Annotated in this window: 20 protein-coding genes; 12 read left to right on the top strand and 8 right to left on the bottom strand. The window is 60.7% G+C overall.

Features of this window, described 5'->3' with window-relative positions:
• Positions 1 to 185 precede the first annotated feature (185 nt).
• Complete coding sequence (locus FKG95_RS13335; RefSeq protein ID WP_142896870.1) at positions 186 to 377, top strand: hypothetical protein; 192 nt, start codon at positions 186 to 188, stop codon at positions 375 to 377.
• A gap of 91 nt (positions 378 to 468) precedes the next feature.
• Here FKG95_RS13335 and FKG95_RS13330 read toward each other — a convergent pair whose 3' ends face one another.
• The gene (locus FKG95_RS13330; RefSeq protein ID WP_142896869.1) at positions 469 to 1347 is read right to left on the bottom strand and encodes an alpha/beta fold hydrolase; all 879 of its coding nucleotides are present in this window, start codon (positions 1345 to 1347) and stop codon (positions 469 to 471) included.
• 80 nt (positions 1348 to 1427) lie between these two features.
• Here FKG95_RS13330 and FKG95_RS13325 point away from each other — a divergent pair, with 80 nt between their 5' ends.
• Positions 1428 to 2021: a CGNR zinc finger domain-containing protein gene (locus tag FKG95_RS13325; RefSeq protein ID WP_142896868.1), complete on the top strand. Its 594-nt coding sequence runs from the start codon at positions 1428 to 1430 to the stop codon at positions 2019 to 2021.
• A gap of 27 nt (positions 2022 to 2048) precedes the next feature.
• Here FKG95_RS13325 and FKG95_RS13320 read toward each other — a convergent pair whose 3' ends face one another.
• The 4 genes from FKG95_RS13320 to FKG95_RS13305 all read right to left on the bottom strand — a co-directional run bounded on the left by FKG95_RS13320 (position 2049) and on the right by FKG95_RS13305 (position 5966).
• Positions 2049 to 2549: an arsenate-mycothiol transferase ArsC gene (locus FKG95_RS13320; protein WP_179954084.1), complete on the bottom strand. Its 501-nt coding sequence runs from the start codon at positions 2547 to 2549 to the stop codon at positions 2049 to 2051.
• Between the two features lie 27 nt (positions 2550 to 2576).
• On the bottom strand, positions 2577 to 3800 hold the full coding sequence (locus FKG95_RS13315) for a class I SAM-dependent methyltransferase (RefSeq protein WP_142896866.1): 1224 nt from the start codon (positions 3798 to 3800) through the stop codon (positions 2577 to 2579).
• 23 nt (positions 3801 to 3823) lie between these two features.
• Positions 3824 to 4822 carry an NADPH:quinone oxidoreductase family protein gene (locus FKG95_RS13310; protein ID WP_142896865.1) on the bottom strand — a complete coding sequence of 333 codons (999 nt, stop codon included), beginning with the start codon at positions 4820 to 4822 and terminating at the stop codon, positions 3824 to 3826.
• A gap of 70 nt (positions 4823 to 4892) precedes the next feature.
• Positions 4893 to 5966, bottom strand: coding sequence for an asparaginase (locus tag FKG95_RS13305; RefSeq protein WP_142896864.1), 1074 nt, complete (start codon positions 5964 to 5966; stop codon positions 4893 to 4895).
• A gap of 186 nt (positions 5967 to 6152) precedes the next feature.
• On the opposite strand from FKG95_RS13305, the gene FKG95_RS13300 reads away from it, so the two are divergent.
• Positions 6153 to 6722 carry a TrmH family RNA methyltransferase gene (locus FKG95_RS13300; RefSeq protein ID WP_425456755.1) on the top strand — a complete coding sequence of 190 codons (570 nt, stop codon included), beginning with the start codon at positions 6153 to 6155 and terminating at the stop codon, positions 6720 to 6722.
• A 51-nt stretch (positions 6723 to 6773) separates the two neighbouring features.
• Here FKG95_RS13300 and FKG95_RS13295 read toward each other — a convergent pair whose 3' ends face one another.
• On the bottom strand, positions 6774 to 7496 hold the full coding sequence (locus FKG95_RS13295; RefSeq protein WP_246116762.1) for a ChrR family anti-sigma-E factor: 723 nt from the start codon (positions 7494 to 7496) through the stop codon (positions 6774 to 6776).
• Positions 7493 to 8176, bottom strand: a complete 684-nt coding sequence (locus FKG95_RS13290) for a sigma-70 family RNA polymerase sigma factor (protein ID WP_246116761.1) — start codon at positions 8174 to 8176, stop codon at positions 7493 to 7495. Before FKG95_RS13290 ends, FKG95_RS13295 begins: the two co-directional genes overlap by 4 nt.
• 181 nt (positions 8177 to 8357) lie before the next feature.
• On the opposite strand from FKG95_RS13290, the gene FKG95_RS13285 reads away from it, so the two are divergent.
• Both FKG95_RS13285 and rlmN read left to right on the top strand, forming a co-directional pair.
• Positions 8358 to 8891, top strand: coding sequence for an invasion associated locus B family protein (locus FKG95_RS13285; RefSeq protein ID WP_142896862.1), 534 nt, complete (start codon positions 8358 to 8360; stop codon positions 8889 to 8891).
• An 81-nt stretch (positions 8892 to 8972) separates the two neighbouring features.
• Complete coding sequence (rlmN, locus tag FKG95_RS13280; protein WP_142896861.1) at positions 8973 to 10094, top strand: dual-specificity RNA methyltransferase RlmN; 1122 nt, start codon at positions 8973 to 8975, stop codon at positions 10092 to 10094.
• A gap of 45 nt (positions 10095 to 10139) precedes the next feature.
• Here rlmN and FKG95_RS13275 read toward each other — a convergent pair whose 3' ends face one another.
• The gene (locus FKG95_RS13275) at positions 10140 to 11516 is read right to left on the bottom strand and encodes a transporter (RefSeq protein WP_142896860.1); all 1377 of its coding nucleotides are present in this window, start codon (positions 11514 to 11516) and stop codon (positions 10140 to 10142) included.
• Between the two features lie 991 nt (positions 11517 to 12507).
• Between FKG95_RS13275 and FKG95_RS13270 the strand changes: the two genes are divergently transcribed.
• From FKG95_RS13270 to FKG95_RS13240, 7 genes are all read left to right on the top strand, one after another.
• Positions 12508 to 13728 carry a helix-turn-helix transcriptional regulator gene (locus FKG95_RS13270; protein ID WP_179954083.1) on the top strand — a complete coding sequence of 407 codons (1221 nt, stop codon included), beginning with the start codon at positions 12508 to 12510 and terminating at the stop codon, positions 13726 to 13728.
• A gap of 223 nt (positions 13729 to 13951) precedes the next feature.
• The gene (locus tag FKG95_RS29660; protein ID WP_179954082.1) at positions 13952 to 15106 is read left to right on the top strand and encodes a hypothetical protein; all 1155 of its coding nucleotides are present in this window, start codon (positions 13952 to 13954) and stop codon (positions 15104 to 15106) included.
• 25 nt (positions 15107 to 15131) lie between these two features.
• Complete coding sequence (locus tag FKG95_RS30330) at positions 15132 to 16256, top strand: hypothetical protein (protein WP_142896858.1); 1125 nt, start codon at positions 15132 to 15134, stop codon at positions 16254 to 16256.
• A 135-nt stretch (positions 16257 to 16391) separates the two neighbouring features.
• Positions 16392 to 16817, top strand: a complete 426-nt coding sequence (locus tag FKG95_RS13255; protein WP_142896857.1) for a hypothetical protein — start codon at positions 16392 to 16394, stop codon at positions 16815 to 16817.
• A 268-nt stretch (positions 16818 to 17085) separates the two neighbouring features.
• Positions 17086 to 17754, top strand: coding sequence for a C39 family peptidase (locus tag FKG95_RS13250; RefSeq protein ID WP_142896856.1), 669 nt, complete (start codon positions 17086 to 17088; stop codon positions 17752 to 17754).
• Between the two features lie 136 nt (positions 17755 to 17890).
• The gene (locus FKG95_RS13245) at positions 17891 to 18544 is read left to right on the top strand and encodes a hypothetical protein (RefSeq protein WP_142896855.1); all 654 of its coding nucleotides are present in this window, start codon (positions 17891 to 17893) and stop codon (positions 18542 to 18544) included.
• Between the two features lie 251 nt (positions 18545 to 18795).
• Positions 18796 to 20007, top strand: a complete 1212-nt coding sequence (locus tag FKG95_RS13240; RefSeq protein ID WP_142896854.1) for an argininosuccinate synthase — start codon at positions 18796 to 18798, stop codon at positions 20005 to 20007.
• Positions 20008 to 20013 lie beyond the last annotated feature (6 nt).

Genomic DNA, 20013 nt, shown 5'->3' with positions numbered 1-20013 from the left:
CTATCTGAAAATCTTTAAGATTTCGTGGATTTTCGCTATGCAGAATCGGCATGGCGTGTCCGTTGATTCGGCATTGGTGCCGCGTCGCAACTGGGCTTAATTGGAGATTAGAAAGAGTTTTTAACTTTGGCTCTGAAGTATTCACCAATATTTAGGTTTCGGAGCCCTCTAGAAGGATCAGCGCAATGGCGGACTTCAATTTTGTTGTCGACAGCACGATGCCAGGTTTGTGCGCAAGCGATCTGACCCGCCGCAGCGGTCAGGCCATGGAAGCGTCTTATTCCAGCGCGGTTCCGACCGCGCGGAAGTCACGATGGTCCAAGATCACCGACCTTCGCATTCTGAAGGACCTCGGTCTGGACAGGAACGCCTGCTGAACCGGATTTTCGTCCGGCAACAGGTTCATATTTTTTGTTAAAAAACGGGGGTTGCCTGAAGGCAGCCCCTTTTTGACTGCCGGAAACATGGTTAATCGGCGAAGAATTCCCTGAGCGCTGCCGCGCAGGCTTCGGGCTGTTCTTCCGCGACGAAGTGGCCACAGTCCAGCGCCACCTCGGAGACCTCCTCCGCCCAGGCCCGCCAGATCTCCGCCGGGCTGCTCTCTTCGGTCAGGAAATAACCCCGTCCCCAAACCACCAGCAGAGGACAGGTCACGCGCTTGCCCGCCGCACGGTCCGCTCTATCGTGCGCAAGGTCCTGGCTTGCCCCGGCACGGTAATCGGCGCAGGTGGCCGCGACGACGGATGCTTTATGGAATTGACGGAGGTACTGGCTGAGCGCTTCGGGTGCCAGGCTATTGCCGTCCTGTATCCAACGGTCCAGCAGATGCCGGATGTAAAAGTCCGGATCCTGACCGACCATACGTTCAGGGAGGGGCGCCGGTTGGGCAAGAAAAGGCCAGTGGTAGCCGTCGAGGGCCTGCTGCCAGTCCATGGCCTCCCAGACCTCCAGTGTCGGGATGATGTCGAGAACCGCCAGGCGTGAAACCCGCTCCGGGTGATCGAGCGCCATGCGATAGGCCACGCGCCCGCCGCGGTCGTGCCCGGCGAGTGCAAAGCGATCGAAGCCCAGCTTCTCCATCAGCCCGACCAGCGTCCGGGCGATGGTGCGTTTGGCGTAGTTCAGGTGCGCCGGATCGGGTTCCGGTCCCAGGCTGTCGCCGTAACCCGGCAGGTCGGGAATGACCAGGGTGAAGTCCCTGGCCAGCGCCGGGGCGACCGCATGCCAGGCCACGTGGGTTTGCGGATAGCCGTGCAACAGCAGCAGCGGCGGGCCCTCACCCCCGGTCATGAGGTTGATCACCGAATCTCCGACCGGGATCTTTTGGTTTTGGAAGCCCTCGAACATCTCACCATCCAACGAGAATTTGTGGAACCAGTTATAATGGTTCCATTGCTTAGCATGGAGGAACCGGTTATACAAGTTCCATGAAGCAGCAATCTCTCCATGGCGATATCTCCTCCGCCGATATGGCCTTTCATCTCAACACCGGCCGGCTCTGCCTGAATGCGGTTGCGAGCTTCGGCGACTGGTCGGGTGATCAAATCGAGCGCTGGCCGGGTGCGGAAGACCTGGGCCGCTGGTGTGTGGACTCCGGGTTGCTTCCGGACGCCCCGCAGGTCACCGACGAAGACCTTGCCGCGGCCCGCGCGCTCAGGGCGGCGATTTACCGGCTGGTCCAGGTGGCACGCGCACAGGGAGAGTTCGCCCCTGAGGATGTGGCCCTTTTGAACGACTGGGCGGCGCGTCCGGCGCTGATCCCCAGATTGCGCGGCAGAGGCGAAGAGCTGATCTGGCAGGCCGATGCGCCCCTGGAGGCGGTTTTGGCGTCCGTGGCCCGGGATGCTGTGGAGCTACTGACCAGCGAGGTTCTGGACAAGATCCGTGAATGCGCGGCCGATGACTGCTCGGTGCTGTTCATCGACGCATCACGGCCCGGCAAGCGCCGCTGGTGCTCCATGAACCGCTGCGGCAACCGGATGAAAAAGCAGGCTTTCCGGCAGCGCCACAAAAGGGAGTGAAAGGCGTCCCTGCTCAGGGGAATGCGATCAGGCTTTCCCGCTGCCCCGCGCTATGAAGTCATCCATGCGCTCCAGAAAGCCGGGCATCCCGTTATGAATATAGTCGATGACCGAACAGCCGTATTCGGCTGAGGCGTCCAGGTTGTTCTGCCAATCGGGCACCACTTCCCAGACATCCCGCAGGGCCTCCACCGTGCCGTAGGCGACCTCGCTGAACAGCGGCAGGCGATGCTCGAAGTCCCGTTCGATAATTTCCCGGTGTTCCAGTCCCATGGCCACGGGCAGCGCGGTGTCTTCAAGCATGGCGGGGGTGAGCTGGGTCGGCTTGTGCTCCGAGATGTCGATCCCTTTACCCGCCAGGTGATCGCGGACAAAGTCCACGACGCCGTGAGGCGGTGGCCCGAGGCCGGCGGAACGGATGGTGATTTCATCGCTGGCGCGGAGGTGTGCTCTGAGGCTGAAGTCGGCGGTCATGCTGCGAAAAATGTTTCCGCTGCAGATGAAGAGGACGGTGGGACGGTCTCGCATGCGGCACTCCATGGGTGCTGACCAGGTTTATGCCCTGAGCAGTAGATGGTTGACCCCGTTCAGGACTTCGTAGGTCTGGGCAAACTGCTGGTCGAAGGTGGCGCGCTCGAGGTGGGGATCGAGTTCCGCGAGACTGGCGTAAATCTCCGCGACTGTGGTCTTGCCGTCGATCCGCTCGACCATGGCGGCGGCAAGCCGGGGCAGGTTGAAGCGCAACGGCAGGCCATCGAAGGTGACGCTCAAAACCGGGTTCTTGCGCAGAGACGCCGCAAGGACATGGTTCTCGAGACGGCAGAGGAAGGGTATTGCCGCGCCGTGGGGTTCGGGTTGTGCCTGGCAGTCATCTTTGCGGCTGACGTAAAAGACATGGGTCTTGATGTTGCCGGCCAGTTTTTCCGCGAAACCGGCGCGTCCCAGATCGCTCTTGTCCCGGAGCTGGGTGAGAAGTTTCGGATCTTTCAGATAGCTCTCCGGGCGATAGCGCGCGGGTTCGATAAAGCTCACGAGATTGAGACCTGCCGAAGCGACGAATTCGCCCACCTCCTCAACGCTGTAAGCCCGGTCCTGACTGTGCAGCAGCAGATCGACCAACTCGGCGTCGCTGCGTTTGTGATCGCCCAGGAAGGGATTGCGGCGCAGCCAGTTGGTCGGTGGTAGGGCCTCCAACAGGCGCCGCACCTGTTCAATACGTGTCTCCAGGGGCAAGTCGTTCCCCAGCGCTCTCAGCATATCCTGGGTGGGATAGAGACCCGTGCGTCCGTGAGTGGCGTAGACCATCAAGCCCATGCCCCCGTCTTGCTTGAGGACCGTTTTCAAGGCGTCCAGGCCGTCTTCCGGCTGCTTCAGGTGGTGCAGCACGCCGCAGCAGTCGATGTAGTCGAAGGCCTCCAGCCCCATCTCCGGCAGATCGAGCAACGAGCCGCTGTGGAAAGTGATGTTGCTCAGGCCGCGCTCTGCGGCCCGCGCCTCGGCAACCGCCCGTGATGCCGTTGAGAGGTCGAGGTACACGACCTCGCCTTCCGGGCAACGGTCAGCGAGCTGTTGTGCCAGCATGATCGTCGCGTCGCCGGTACCGCCGCCAGCGACCAGCGCCCTGAAAGGTTTGGCAAAGTCGCGCCGTCCGGCGAAGAGGTAATGATTCAGTTCGTCCAGATTGCTCGGCGAGCCGGTGATCAGGCGCTTGTGTTCGTCGCGCGGATCCCGGCTCGGGTAGGGATAGGCCTCATATTGATCCTGAACGGAGTCGGACATGATCGTCTTTCAGGTTGCGTCGTTCAGCTCCGGCCAGTGGTCAGAACGACCTTGCCGGTCGACTTGCGGCTGGTCAGAAGCTCCAGGGCAGTCGCCGTCTCCGCCAGGTCGTAGTGATGAGAGACCAGCGGCGAGAGCTTGCCGGTTTCGTACCAGTGCATCAGTTCGTTAAACTCTTCCCGCACCAGGGCAGGCGCGTGCTTACGGTAGGAGCCCCAGTAGAAGCCTAGGGCCGCGATGTTCTTCACCAGCAGCAGGTTGGCGGGAATCTGCGGAACCCGTCCGCCGGCGAAACCGATCACCACGATACGGCCGGACCAGGCGGTGCAGCGCAGGGTGGCATCGAAAACATCGCCGCCCACAGGGTCGAAGACCACGTCGGCACCGCGGCCTCCGGTGATCTCCTTGACCCGCTCGCGGATGTCTTCCTTTCGGTAGTCGATCAGATGATCGGCGCCGTGTTTGCGCGCCACTTCCAGCTTCTCCGCGCCACCGGCTGTCGCAATGACGGTCGCGCCCAGCGCCTTGCCGACTTCGACCGTGGCCAATCCAACGCCACCTGCGGCACCATGCACCAGCAGGGTCTCGCCTTTGCGCATACGGGCCTGCCAGGTCAGCGCGCCGTGCGCCGTGCCGTAGGTGATCGGAAACCCGGCGGCCGTGATGAAGTCCATGGAATCGGGGATGGGATGAACGTCGCTCGCCTTCACGATGGCGGTGTCCGCGAAGGCGCCGTGATCGCTCAGGCAAAGAACCCGCTGGCCCACCGCGACCCCACCGGCTTCCGGTCCGGCAACGTCCGAACCGACCGCTTCCACGACACCGGCGCCCTCGAGGCCCGGGCTGAAGGGGAAGGGGCGTTTTTCCTGATACTTGCCGACGATCATCAGCGTGTCGGCGAAATTCACGCCCGCGGCATGCAGGGCGACCCGGACTTCATCGGGGCCGAGCTCGGGCAAATCTGCCTCGCCTATCACAAGATCCTCGGCGGGGCCGTATTGATGACAGAGGACAGCACGCATGGTTTGAAGGTCTCCGGAAATCAGAATTCGGCCTGACGCCGCAGGCGCAAGTATATGTGGAACGGAATGATCAGAAAGGCAGTTCCTTCGCGGGCCGGACCTGGCCGGTTCTCGTGCCCGCACGGTTGAACAGGGGCGGTTCGATCAGATCGGCCAGGCTTTTTGCATGGGTGTCGCTGATGATGCCCAGTTTACAGAGGACCTGCCCGGTGGCCACCTCAGCGGCGCGGGAGGCCCCGTCGTCGACCTTCAACGCGAAACCCAGTCCAAGCTCAGGGATCGCACCGCAGTAAACACCCTCGGCGCCGGTCTTGACCAGCGCCCGCCCGCCGGTTGCTTCCATGATGCGGGTACAGAAACGCGTGCTGCCGGCAACCATGAAAGGTTCCGCAGCCATGGCATCCAGGATGGTCTTGCTGGCGACCTGCCTTGCTTCCGGCTGGTCGGAGGGGTCGGCCATGCGGGCCATGCCCAGGGCGATGTTCCCCAGGGGAATACCGATCACCGGAATGCCGCAGCCGTCGATCCCCCGGGGTGCGTCACCGAGATCAAGACCGCACATGCTCTCCAGAACGCCCAGGATCCGCTGTTGGACCGGATGCTCATACTTGATGTAGCCCTTGGTCTCGACACCCATATGTTTGGCGAGGGTCAGAAAACCCGAATGCTTGCCTGAACAGTTGTTGTGTGCGGCGGTCGGCTCGGCGCCACTGCGCAGCAGGGCAATCATCGAGGCTTCGTGGTAGGGCAGGTGTGCGCCGCACTCCAGGTCTGAGACGTCACAGCCGATGCGCGGCAGCCAGGCCAGAACCGTCTCCACGTGCCGCGCTTCGCCGTCGTGGCTGGCGCAGGCGATCGCAATCTCGGCGGCGCTCAAACCATGCGCTTCCGCGGCTCCTGACTCCACCAGCGGAATGGCCTGCAGGGGCTTGATTGCGGAGCGGCCGTAAACCACGCGCTCGAAAGCGCCGGAGGAGAGAACCACACGGCCCCCCGCATCCACCACGGCCAGGGAGACACGGTGCAGGCTCTCGACCATGGACCCGCGGGTCACCTCGACCGTGATGGGACTCACCACGTTCTGTGCGGCTTCTTTTTGCGCGCTGCTCAGGCTTGAGAGCGTCAATTCAGCACTTTCTGTCATAGGAATATTCTTAATTTACTCTTTGCCGCGCTTACAGTTGGGAACCCTGAACCAGGGGCGCAGTCGAAAGCTGCCGTCTCTCTCCGGTTCCGGATGAAAGCAACTTGCCTTGCAGCCGCCGGGCATGCAAGTTTTCGCATTATGCGCGGATATTTTGGAATAGGCGTCGAAGGAATCAGCAAGCCGATGAACCTCGGCAATCTGATCCGCTCGACGCATTCGTTTGGCGGAAGCTTCTTTTTCACCATCGCCCCGGTCTTCAATGCCCGGCAGGTGAAGAACGCCGACACCTCGGACGCGGCCAAGACCATGCCGCTCTACACTTATGATTCTGTTGATGAATTGATGCTGCCGCGCGGGTGTTCGCTGGTGGGTGTGGAGCTGACCGACGAGGCCATTGCTTTGCCGAGCTTCCGGCATCCGGCAGCCGCGGCTTATGTCCTGGGTCCGGAACGCGGCAGTCTGTCGCCTGAGCTTCAGGAAGCCTGCGACCACATCGTCAAGATCCCCATGAAGTTTTGCGTCAACGTCGGAACCGCCGGGGCGATCCTGATGTATGACCGCCTGATCAGCTACGGCCGTTTCCCGGCCCGCCCGGTCCATTCACGCGCGGCACCGGAACCCTTGCCGGAACATGTTCAGGGAGGGCAGGTGCTGCGCAAGAAGCGGCGCGAGGCTGCGGAACAAGCTCAGCAAGCGCAAAGCGGCGGGAGTGGGCAAGCCGAACGCAGTGACACCGAATGCAGCGACGACTGACGTCGCCGCTGCAAGGATCGCACCTGATCCGCCGGTTGAACCGGCCTCAAATCAATAGCGGATGAAAGGGTTCAGCAGGCGCCCAACCGGTCCGGTCAGCTTTATCGGCGCATCGGTCACAATCAGGCAGACGCAGGGCTCGCCGGGTTCCGCGGTCGGTTGGTGATCAACATCGCCGTCGGCCATCTGAAAATCACCGCGCGCGTAGCGGCCGGAGCTATCCCGGTAGGCACCGGTCAGGAGCAAAGTGTACTCCGAGCCGTGGTGGCTGTGCTGCGGCATGGCGGCGCCAGCGGCGACCCGGATCAGCCGGACGTTGAACTCAGGCCCGGAGACAGAGAGTTCAGCCTCCTCGAGACCGCGTATCACGGGGCGCCATACCACGTCATTGAGGTCTCCGCCAACGTAACTGCGCAGCGGCTCAGGCAGCACAAAACCCTGGTCCGAACCGGCTGCCGCAGTTTTTGCGCTTGGGTGCCGCACCACGTTGTCGGGCAGATCCTCCAAGTCGTCGAGTTTCGCCATCACGGACTCCAGGGACCCCGCGCTCAACGCTTCGGGCTCTATCTCATCGAGAAGGCTTGCGCCAACCGCTTCGAACGCGGCAATCGCGTCTCTGCAGATAGGACAAAAGGCCGAATGGGTCGCCACAATCAGCGACTCCGCTTCCGACAACGTGCCTGCCGCGTAGGCCGCGAGCAGCTCGTCGGTTACGTGATTGGCCGGCAGCGAACGCATGGCGCCGCCGTGACCATGAGGTGAGGCCGAAGTCATAGGGACTCCTCCTTGAGTTCTTTGCGAAGGTGTCCGAGCGCCAGGCGCAACCGGGATTTGACAGTCCCAAGCGGCAGGCCGGTTTCTTCAGCAATGGCGCCATGCGCCTTATCAGCAAAATATGCCATCTTGATCAACTCTGCCTGCTCCGCAGAGAGGCGGCTGATTGCGTCCTTCAGCCGTCTCGCGTGCTGCTGTTGTTCTACGATCCCGTCCGCGAGTGCTTCTGGCTGCGGAACGAGCGCCGGGTCTTCCAGATCGATCTCCGGGCGCTTCTCGCGCCGGATTGCATCGATTCGTTTATTTCGCGCAATCGTAAACACCCATGTGCTTACGGCTGCCTGCGCCGGGTCGAAACTGGCGGCTTTGCGCCAGACCATGATCATGGCCTCTTGAACCAGTTCTTCCGCCTGATGCATGTCCGAGCCAAGCCGCATCAGATAAGCCTTCACGCGGGGTGCAAAAAAGCCAAACAGCTCCTGGAACGACTCTTTGCAGCGCCGCTCTGCGATTTCATGGACCAGCGCCACCAGCTCAGGCGGTGTTAGCGGGTCCTGCCGCTTCGGTTCTCTTGCTACCGGTTCCTGCGTCATTGCGTTATCAGACGCGATAAACGCGATGGCGGCAAGAGATCTTGCCACCTCTGCGTTTACATCCTGTTGCGCGACAGCATTATCCACACAGATTTCCACTTCATTGCTGCACTACAGGAGGCTATACGGCGCGCCGGGAGGCTTGGATCAGGTTTGACGGTCCTCGCCACGGTTTTTTTTGGCATGTAATCCCAGATATGCCCTTGGGAAGCAAAAAATCCTGTTATCAGGGGGTAGCGAACGGAAAAGTGCTCTCTATAATAAGGGTATGACTTCATTTGCATTGATGCGGGCGACAATGGCCGGGGTTCTGGCGTTGCCGCTCTTTTTCACACTGGGCACTTCTGCATCGGCCCAGGGAATCGAACGCCTGGGAGATTTCGGGTCCTGGAGCGCCTACCGCTTCATGGAAGACGGTAAACCGGCATGTTACATGGCGTCCGTGCCGAGCAAGTCGGCCGGCGATTACTCGAAACGGGGCGACATCTATGCCCTCGTGACCCACCGGCCTGCCGAGTCCCGGCGTGACGAGGTCAGTTTCGTTGCAGGCTATCAATTCAAAAAAGGCAGCCCGGCGACGGTGACGATCGGGGACCGGACCGAGGAGTTCTTCACCCAGAATGACGGTGCCTGGGCACCGGACCACAATCTGGACAAGACAATGGTCCAGGCGATGATCCGTGGCTCGACCATGCTGGTCAAAGGCACGTCTTCCCGCGGAACGCTCACGACCGATACCTATTCACTCAAGGGCTTTACGGCTGCCTACCGCGCAATCTCCGCAAGCTGCGGTGTCAATTAACCATCTTCCCGGCGGGCCCCATCGCGTGAAAGGCTACCGGGATGGCTTGCGTTTGACGGTCCGCGCGCGTATCTAACGGCTATGGCTGGAACCGCGCACGCTGAGCTGTTTGCGCCGCCGAGCGATTCGGCGGAGTTCAAGAACCTTGTGGGGCTCTCCCGCGAGGCGCTTGAGGCTGAGATCACGGCCCTTGGCGAGCCGGCCTTTCGCGCCCGCCAGCTCTGGCACTGGATCTACAGCAAAGGCATCACCGACTTCGCCGAGATGAGCTCGTTGAGCAAGGCTTTCCGTGCCCGGCTTGCAGAGAGCTTTGTGGTTCGCCGGCCCGACGTGGTTCAGGACCTGACCTCCGCGGACGGGACCCGGAAATGGCTGCTGCGCTTCGCCGACGGTCAGGAAGTCGAGACGGTCTACATCCCCGAGGAAGACCGCGGCACGCTCTGCGTTTCCAGCCAGGTCGGCTGTACCCTGACCTGTAAATTCTGCCACACGGGCACGCAGCGGCTGGTCCGTAACCTCTCCCCGGCGGAAATCATCAGTCAGATCATGCTGGCGCGTGACGCCTTGGACGAGTGGCCGAGCACCCGCTTGGACCGCAAAATCACCAATGTGGTGATGATGGGCATGGGCGAGCCGCTTTATAACTACGACAATGTCGCGACCGCTCTTAAGATCGCCATGGATGGCGAGGGCGTCGCCATATCGAAGCGCAAGATCACGCTCTCGACCTCCGGTGTGGTTCCAGAGATGGAACGCTGCGGGCGGGAGCTGGGGGTCAATCTCGCGGTTTCGCTGCATGCGGTCGATGACGAGACCCGCGACAAGATCATGCCGATCAACAAGAAGTATCCGCTCAAGGAGTTGCTGCAGACCTGCCGCGATTATCCCGGCACCAACAACGCGCGGCGGATCACCTTCGAATACGTGATGCTCAAGGGCGTGAACGACTCGCCCGAGGACGCACGGGCGCTGATCAAACTGCTGAAGGACATTCCGGCAAAGGTGAATTTGATTCCCTTCAATCCCTGGCCGGGCTCCTTCTTCGAGTGTTCCTCGAACAATGCGATCCACCGCTTCGCGAAGATCCTGAACGACGGGCAGCTCTCCGCACCCGTCCGGGCGACGCGCGGCGAGGACATTCTGGCGGCCTGCGGCCAGCTCAAGTCCGAATCCGAACGCAAGCGCAAGAGCGAGCGGACTTAAGAGGCTTAGCCCGGAGAGATCCGCCGCTCGGTCGCCACTTCAACTTTAAAACACGTCGATCAGGAATGGCATCCGGAAGGTCATGAGCACGTCCGGTGCGTCCGCGGTCACGCCCAGTTCCAGATTGAAATTTGCGGCCAGGTTCTCGTCGAACTGGAAGCTGTAGCCCAGAAGAAGCGACCCGACATCCAGGGTATTGCTCGAGAGCGTCACGCCGTTGACCTCGGTATCCGTCTCCCCGATGAAGTCGTGCTTGTAGCCCAGGGTGAAGGAGGTGCGTTCGTTGATTGAATAAGCCATCCCGAAACTGACCCGGTAGGCGTCACCGGGATCGACGTTGCCGATGTTCTGATCGTTGAAGTTCTCGCCCACATCGTCCTCGACCGTGTAAAGATATCCCAGGTTTGCGAAAAACACAGCAGGATCAGAAGGATAGAGCGCTGTAATACTGGGTTCCACCGAATGAAATCCCGAGCCGGTCGGCAGTTCGGTCTCCAGGCCGTTTGCATCGCGGCTGACGTCGAAGGGTCCGGTTCCGGTGGTCGACTTGTAGCGCAGGTTGCCGATGAAGATCGGCCAGTCGTTCAGGCCGTTGTTGATCTGGTAATGAGCTGCCACCTCGATGTCGCCGAGCCCGTTGCCGTCCAGCTCCTGTGTGATGGTCGCGTTGGGGTCGACCTGCGGGATGACGAAGCTGACGCGGTCGTTCCGGATCACATAGGGGACCTTCAGTTCGAGCTCGAAACGATCGGTGATCCCCAGCCGCCCGGTCAGCGCCGGGGTGAAGAGATCCCGGTCGGTGTCCTCGGCTTCCAGAAGTCCGATCAGGAAGGTGTCCAGAATTTCGATGCCCAGAAAGGTGAAGCGGTTGACCTGCGAATGGGAATACTGGAGCGAGGGTTCGACGATAAGCTTGCCTGCCGGTGTGAGGACACCCCCCAGTTCCGGAATGGCCTGAACCTCGGGAACCTTTCGCTCGGGCGTTTCGGGCGGTTTCCCGACGGGCTGCTGCTGGTCTTGTTGAGCGGTTTGAACCGGTCGCTGCTGTTGCGGATTCGATGCCCGGGTCTTGGCGCTGAGCCAGTCTTGCTGACTGCCTTGGGCGTCGGTGGGCGGCTCGAACGCATAATCCGTCAGGCCGGTCGTTCCGTAATTGAGTCGGACGTCCGAGGCTGGTGACCGGCCGCCCCTGCTTTGGGAGAGCAATTGATTTTTAAGATAGTCGATCTCTTCGCGCTGTTGCTGTAACGCGCGTTCGAGACGGGCCAGTTTGGCCTCGAGCGATAGGTTTGCCGCCTGGGCAGTGGTGAGTGATTTATCACTTGGCTGAACGGTTGCTGATGGCAGCGTCTGAGCTGCCAGAGGGCCAGCCGGATAGGAGAGCACGGAAATCGTAATTGCAGCGGCAGATTGCCATTTCATTTGATACCCCCTCAAATTCAATTATCTGGTTTTAAAATCTCCCGCCGATGAGTTGTCGTGAATGAAACAAACGCTTTTCTGGAGTATACTCTTATAGATAGAAATTTCTACTATTCAGATTTTTCATTTACGACAGTTTGTAAATAACTCTGCCGTTGTGTCCTCATGCGTCTTCCTTCACGGAAACGACTTTCTGCCTCTGCCTTGATGCGGGTGCGTTCGGAAAAAATTATCGCAGAAAAACAGATGAGTCGAAAAATTTTACAACCTGAAACTTTTGGTTTTTATAGTCTAAGTAATTAAAAAAACACACATTAATGAGCCGATTGTCTACACATCCTGCCGAAAATGCAGCGCATGGCTGTATGAAATCTTTACAATTATGGTTAACGAAAATCAAGTCTTAAGACTAGCGCTTTGTTATGTAAATAAAATTACATTTGGCATAATAATTGCTATGATGTATACCACATATATTAAGCATTCGATTTCTACGTAAAAATTCCTAAACAACGAGTATTATAGGAAAATAAGAAAATTTACGTAGTGCCGATCGTGCAAGGGGGTCATAGCCCTATCTCTGCTCATGCAGATAGGTTTGATGTGCCTCGGCGTGCACTGATATTGCTGTTCGTTCCCACCTCACTGCGCGAAAGCGTCGGTGCTGTCTGTGCGATGAAGTGAAAATTTGTTCTGCTTCTCGTCCGGCTGTCCGGCATGCTCATTGCGTCGGTGCACCCACCTTCACGGGCGCACTGAAAGACAACTATTAGCTGAGTGCGGGTGAATTTAAGACAGACCGCACTTCAGAGCATGCAATCAAGAGCGTCCAAGGTGCCGGCCGGACCGGAGGAGAAGCCCAGATCGGATTCTGTTTTGTCGGAAGCGCCTTGTGGTTTCGCCAACATATGTGAACCCGATCCAACTCAGATAATGCGAGCAGGTTCACCTGGAGTGTGGGCCTGCTCCGGAAATGATTCGGGGCGGAACTATGCTGAACTCCCTACTGCGCGAAACATCAGATGGCACACTGGCGGCTTTGCTGTCGGCTTTTTATAAGGCTGTTGAAACACCTTCGACCTGGTCACCCGCCGTAAAGTCGGTCATGTCGACCTGCCGGGCCAGCGTCGGGCTTATCGTATCGCACGACTTCGACAGCGGAGCTGGCCGGATCGAACACGCCGAGAATCTCTCCGAACTTTTGGTGCGGCAGTATTCAGAGCCGGGTGCGCCTGCGAATGCCTGGTTCCGTGACGAGCGCTTTTTCCGGAACACCGACACCGTGGTGTCGGGTGAGGAGATCCTTCCCTTCGAGCAGTTGCGCGACAGCAGGTTCTATCGGGACTGGTTGCAGCCGGCGGGAGTCCATCATTGCGCCTGGGGTGTTTTGGCGCGCAAGGACAAGCGCCTGATCTGCGCGGGGTTCGGCCGGCCTCAGGCCGAAGGGCCATTCGAGGCCGGCGACCTGGCCCTGATTGAGCAGGTGATGCCGCACTTCCGGCGGATCATACAGGTGCACGAACTCTTGGGCACATCGAACTTCTCTCAACAGATCCTGATGGAAATGCTCGGCGCCCTCTCCGTCGGCGTGGCTTTGCTGGATGGGCATGGCCGGGTGATGGAAGCCAATGCGATGGCGGTCAGTTGGCTGTCGAAAGAACAGAACGACAGCCACCGGAAAAACGGTTCAGCCGTTACGCTGGACAGATTCAAACCAAGCCTCCAGGCTTTCCTGAAATCGGCGGGAAATGGCGCCGAGGGCCGCAAAATGTCGGTCATGAGGTCTGAGGGGCCGGAGCCGGTGACCCTGATTCTGATCCCCTTATGCAGGGAGAGCGTGATTGACGAGGAAAACGGCGCCGGGTCGATCCTGATCATCAGCGATCCCGAGTACCGCTGCCGGATCCGCGAGGACCAGCTGGTCAAATTCTACGAGTTCACGCCCACCGAAGCCAAGCTGGCCAGGCTCCTCTCCAACGGTTACCGGCTCGATGAGGCGGCGGAGAGCATGGGTATCAAATATCAGACCGTGCGCACCCATCTGAAACGGATTTTTTCGAAGACCGGTATCGACCGTCAATCGGAACTTGTTCGCCTGATCCTGACCGGACCGGCCTCGTTTCGCCTGCCTGAAGCGAGGCGTGAAGGTTGCTTCGACCTGCATTTCGACGAGCGCGGAGTGGTACGCAGCCGCCCCCATGGAGAGGCCTGATCAGAAATCCTGTGAAAGTTGTATTAAAAGGCGCTCTTCACACCAAATCTGACCCAAATGGGGCACGACAGCGGCCGATACTCCTTCCATTCTAGGGCTTCAACTCATCCGGGCGCCAGGAACCTCGGACTATGGGGACACTATGTTCAGCTCACCATCGGTCCGGCGTCTCAAGATCTTCAGGTAGTCAGCAGGCATCATCTAGACCTTAGGAGGGAGCCTTATGTTTAAAAGATTTTTGATAGGGAGTTCGGCGCTTGCTCTCGTTATGACTTTCGCGCTCGACGCGTCTGCGAACCCCAAGAATAAATTTGGTGACGGGAACACCGCAACCGCAGACGCAATGGCCAACGCCAATGCCAATGGCGGCGCGGGCGGCAACGGCGGGAACGCCAATGCAAACGGCAGTGATGAAGGTCCGGGCGGAACAGCCGGGACCGCGGGCGCCGGCGGTGCGGGCGGAGCAGGCGGAACGGCCTCGGCCTATGCCGAATCCTTCAACGAAGACGTCGAAGTGATTTCCTATCAATACATGACTGCGGCCGTCACCGGCGCACCGATCCGCATTCTTGGCGGTAACGGCGGTAACGGCGGCGATGGTGCCATTGGTGGGGACGGCTCTTACGCGGATGCCTATTCCGAAGCGAACGGCGGCAATGGCCGGCGCGGCGGCAATGGTGGCGACGGCGGTAACGGCGAATACGGCGAAGCCTATTCGAACGCGAATGCCGGCTCTGCCGCTGACGGTGGCAACGGCGGTGACGGACGTCGTGGTGGTGAAGGCGGCAACGGCGATGCGAATACCGCGGGCAACAGCGGTAACACCGATTCCGGCGGCAACGACGGCAATGGCGGCAACGCAAATGCCAACGGTGGCGATTCCGGTGCCGGTGGCGCCGGTGGTGCCGGCGGTGCGGGCAGCGCCGGCGGGAACTCGGCCACGGGAGGCTCGGCAACGGCCGGCGCAGCAACCGGAACCGGCGGTGCTGGTGGCGCCGGCGGTAGCGGTGGTGCCGGTGGCGCAGGCGGGACCGGTGGCAACGCGAACTCCGGACCTGCCACGGCATCTGGTGGTGCCGGCGGCGATGGCGCCGGTGGCGGTGCCGGTGGTAACGGCGGCACGGCAACGGCCGGTGCAGCGAACGCGACCGGCGGTAACGGCGGCAACGGCGGTAACGGTGGTGTCGGCGGCAATGGTGCCGGTGGCACGCTGTCGACAGGTGCGGTTGCGGTTAACGTCGGTGCCGGAACCTTTGGCGGTATCGCCAATATCAATGTCTCCTCGGGCTTCTACAACGCGACCCTTGGTGGCGTGTCTGTAGCAGCCCATTCGGGCGTGAACATCGGCAATGTAGCTGCTGCTGGTGGAACCCAGTAAACGAAGAGAGATGGAGGAAAGAACTATGTTAAAGAGTCTTTTGGCGGGAACGTCGGCCATCGCTCTCGTTCTGGCATTCGCAACGGGTGCCTCCGCAAACCCGAAAAACAAATTCGGCAACGACAACGAAGCTTCGGCGATTGCAAACGCAGACGCCAACGCTAACGGCGGTGCCGGCGGTGATGGCGGCAACGCCAATGCCAACAACGCGGGTCCGGGTGCTACGGCTGGAGCGGCCGGTGCCGGTGGCGCCGGTGGTGCCGGCGGAACCGCGACGGCCTATTCGGAGTCTTTTAACTCCGACCTCGATGTCATTTCCTTTCAGGACATGACCGCGACCGTGACCGGTTCGGCGATCCGTGTGATGGGTGGCAATGGCGGCAACGGCGGGAACGGCGCTGCCGGTGGCAACGGCGACTATGCCGAAGCCTATTCCGATGCCGATGGCGGGAACGCAGGCCGTGGGGCACGCGGCGGTGACGGTGGCGATGGCGCTTACGGCTATGCCGAATCCAACGCCGATGCCGAATCCGGCGCCGATGGCGGTAACGGTGGTGACGCCGCACGCGGTGGTCACGGCGGTGATGCAACCGCCAGCGCTTCCGGAAGCTCGGGCGATACCGACTCGGGTAACAACAGCGCAAACGGCGGCAACGCCAATGCCAATGGAAACGGCGAAGGCAATGGCGGTCAGGGCGGTACAGGCGGCAACGCCGATGCCGGAACCAACATTGCCAACGGCGGACCTGCGGCAGACGGCGGTGCGAACGCAACCGGCGGAGCTGGCGGGACCGGTGGGACCGGCGGTACGGGCGGTAACGGTGGTGCTGGTGGAAGCGCGACCTCTGCCGATGCATCCGGAACCGGCGGTGCCGGTGGCGCAGGCGGTGCAGGTGGTACGGGCGGCAACGGTGGCGATGCCACTTCGGATGTCGCGACGGCCATGGGTGGCGCCGGTGGTGCCGGTGGTAACGGCGGAAACGGTGGCGCAGGCCAGGGTGGCATGCTGACCACCGGTCCGGTCACGATCGATGTCGGTGCCGGAACCTTCGGCGGCATCGCCAACATCAATGTGTCGTCCGGTTTCTACAATGCGACTTTGGGCGGTGTGTCGGTTGCGGCGCACTCCGGGGTCAGTATCGGGAACTGACGAGACGCGCATATGAGACCGGGATGGCGGAGCACACTCCGCCATCCCCCTCACATTTTTTATCTGTCAAAGACGCGGAATCACCCTCCGAGCGATCAAGGTGAAGGGTGAGCTGTGGATACCGGGAGCTGTGTCATGAGACGGAAACTTATTTTATTGCTGACGGTCGGCGCATTAATCGCCGGCAGCGAGAGCCACGCAGGCGATGTGCTTGCAGATCGCCAGGGCCTGGACCCCTTTAAGTCCAACGCCATGCCTTCCATGGACGTGTCCTCTCCGGAAACCAATGCCTTCGGAGACGTCGGGGTTGTCGACGCTGCGCAGATGGGCGAATTGCGTGGCCGCGAAGGCGGTACCTCGATCACCGTCGCGACGGATCAGGATCTCAATGCGAGCGTGGTTGGTGGCGCCATCACAGCCGATACCTTCGCCACCGGCGGAGTCAGTTTCGGGGACAACGCCTTCGACAACTTCGGCGGTGTGGGCCTTGTGAATGTCGTGACCGGGAACAACAACGCAGTCGAAGCCGCGATCGGTGTGACGTTCAATCTCTTGGATTAATGGGCTCTTAGATTAACGGCCTCTTGGATTGGCGGCCTGGGGGCGATTGAAGGTGGCATCTGTTGAGCCTTTACGCAGGTGTGCAGGCCTATTCTTTTAAGGGATTTCGATCATGCAGAGGTTTCGATCCGACAGGATTCGGGCCGACAGGATTCGGCCTAATCGAGCTTGGCCCGATTCTGGCCTGAACAGTGCCGGCCTGGCAGGGCGACAGGTCAGGAAAAGCGCCGCCTGGAAACTTGCGCTCCTGCCGCTCGCGTTTTGCTTTATGACCGCCACCTCGTCGCCCGGGGACCTACAGGCGGGTGAGACCCGGGTTTGGGGTGCCGGCGGTGCTTTCTCGCTCAAGCTGACCAGCCTCAAGGAAGCGCGCTGGAAGCGCGTGATCCGCCAACAGTATGACTTCAGCTGCGGCTCGGCGGCGGTCGCGACCCTTCTCTCCCATCACTACAATGCACCGGTCAGCGAGGCCGAGGTCTTCGAAGAGATGTTTCTGACCGGGGATCAGGCCAAGATTCAGACCGACGGCTTCTCCATGCTGGACATGAAACGCTTCCTGGATAAGCGCGGTCTCAAGTCCGACGGCTTCAGGATGTCGCTCGAGAAACTGGCCCGGATCGGGGTGCCCGGGATCGTTCTGATCAACACCCGCGGGTACCGGCACTTCGTCGTGGTCAAGGGGATTGAGGAAAACCGGGTCGTGGTCGCGGATCCCGCCCTGGGAACCACGGTCTGGGACCGCGACAACTTCGAAAAGGTCTGGGGCGGGGGCATCGTCCTGGCCGCGCGCAATGAGATCGAGACGGCCCGGGCGCACTTCAACAAGGCCGTCGATTGGCGGGTCCGGCCAAAATCACCGATTGGCGAAGGTCTGGACCGCGCCGGTATCAGCTCCTTCACCCTGCATCTTCCCGGCCGCAACGAGTTGGGGAGGTGATGCCGTGACCAGAAGAATATCTCGCTCCCGGTTTTTCGCCATCCTGAAGCCCGTCCGCTGCGGAGATCGCAGCTCGTCCGCTGATGGCCGGTTTGCGTGGGGTCCGTCTACGCGGGCAGTCTTTCCACGGGGGGTGATGGCCTGGGGCAGTGGCTTGGCGCTTGCGGGTTTTCTCGTGGCGCTGGCCCTGCCCGCACCGCAGGTCGCGGCGGATGCCGCGGGGCGCGCCTCGCTCAAAGCCGCCAACTTCGGTGCCGGCCAAAGCTCAAGGGACGATTTTTACGGACTTGAGACGGTCGATCTTGCCGAACTCTCGCAGCTGCGCGGCACATTCAATGTCGGTGGCCTTGAAATGGCGATCGGGGCGAATATCCGGACCTTCGTGGATGGCGCCCTTGTGTTGGAATCCGTCGCGCAGGTAAGTCCGTCAGGACTGGTCTCCGAAATGGTCTCCTCCACGGCAAGTCCGCCGGGTGGCGGCGTAACCTTTAATTTCGGCCGGGAAACGGATGTGCCCCTTCAGACGGTCGCTCCCACCAATGTGGATCTCGGAGCCTTGGCCGGCGACAGCGGCGTGGCGATCAACGACAGCAACGGCTTCAGCGCGGCGCTGCACCGGATCACCCAAAATCAGATTCTCGGCGTGATCGTGAACACCGCCGACGGACGTTCGCTGCGCCAGGAACTGAATATCGACGTCACGGTCCAGAACTTCGGCAGTTTCCAGCAATCGATCCGCAGCGCGGTCAGGAACAGCCGCCTGATCAACGGGATCAGCCGGGCCAATTGATCCACGGCTCATGCCGCTGCCGGGCGGGGTCCGGCAACTCCTGCTTTGCCGTCGCGTGCAAGTCTTGCTCCCTGTCCGCTTTTGCCTATACTCCGCGCGGTTTCAGACCTTCTTACATATTGTAGCGGATTGCGTTTCTGGAATTACGGGATCTCAAAGTGTGTGTCCGGGATCGGCTGTGTGCCGATTGAGAGGCAATGCATTCTGGGTCCGTTTATGCGCAAATCGCTCTAGAACGACGCGTGGACCTCATGAGCGACATCAAGAAAGTCGTGCTCGCCTATTCCGGCGGTCTCGACACCTCGGTAATTCTAAAGTGGCTGCAAACGACCTATAACTGCGAGGTCGTGACCTTTACCGCCGACCTGGGGCAGGGTGAGGAGTTGGAGCCCGCACGCAAGAAGGCCGAGATGCTCGGCGTGAAGGAAATCTACATCGAGGACCTGCGCGAGACCTTCGTGCGCGATTACGTCTTCCCGATGTTCCGCGCCAACGCACTCTACGAAGGTGTCTATCTGCTCGGCACCTCGATCGCCCGCCCTCTGATCGCCAAGCGGCAGATCGAGATCGCCCGGGAAACCGGCGCCGACGCCGTCTGTCACGGCGCGACGGGCAAGGGCAACGATCAGGTGCGCTTTGAGCTCGGCTACTATGCGCTCCAGCCGGACATTCACGTGATTTCCCCCTGGCGCGAGTGGGACCTGACGTCCCGTACCCGTCTGATCGAATTCGCGGAAAGCCATCAGATCCCGATCGCAAAGGACAAGCGCGGCGAAGCGCCGTTCTCTGTCGATGCAAACCTTCTGCATATCTCCGCGGAAGGCAAGGAGATGGAGGATCCCTGGGTCTCGCCGGGCGAACATGTCTTCTCCCGCAGTGTGTCCCCGGAAGCGGCGCCGGACGAGCCCACCTTCATCGAGGTTGAGTTCAAGCAGGGCGATCCCGTTGCCATCGACGGTGAAGCCCTCAGCCCGGCGAGCCTCTTGACCCGTCTGAACGAGCTGGGCGGCGCGAACGGCATCGGCCGTCTGGATCTGGTCGAGAACCGCTTCGTTGGTATGAAAAGCCGGGGGATCTATGAGACACCGGGCGGGACGATCCTGATCGCCGCCCACCGGGCGATGGAATCCATCACCCTGGACCGCGGCGCGGCACATCTGAAAGACGAGCTTATGCCGCGCTACGCCGAGCTGCTCTACAACGGCTTCTGGTTCAGTCCGGAGCGCGAGATGCTGCAGGCGCTGATCGACAAGAGCCAGGAAAAGGTCAACGGCACGGTCCGGCTCAAGCTCTACAAAGGCAACGTGATCGTGTGTGGCCGCAAGTCACCGGACTCGCTCTACAGCATGGAGCACGTCACCTTCGAAGAGGATTCCGTCTACGATCAGCGTGATGCCGAGGGCTTCATCAAGCTCAATGCCCTGCGCCTGCGTCTGCTCAACCGCCAAAAGGGTCAGGCGTAGGCGGCA

This window comes from Denitrobaculum tricleocarpae (assembly GCF_007004665.1).
GTDB lineage: Bacteria > Pseudomonadota > Alphaproteobacteria > Kiloniellales > Kiloniellaceae > Denitrobaculum > Denitrobaculum tricleocarpae.
This window is presented reverse-complemented; position numbering and strand designations above follow the sequence as displayed.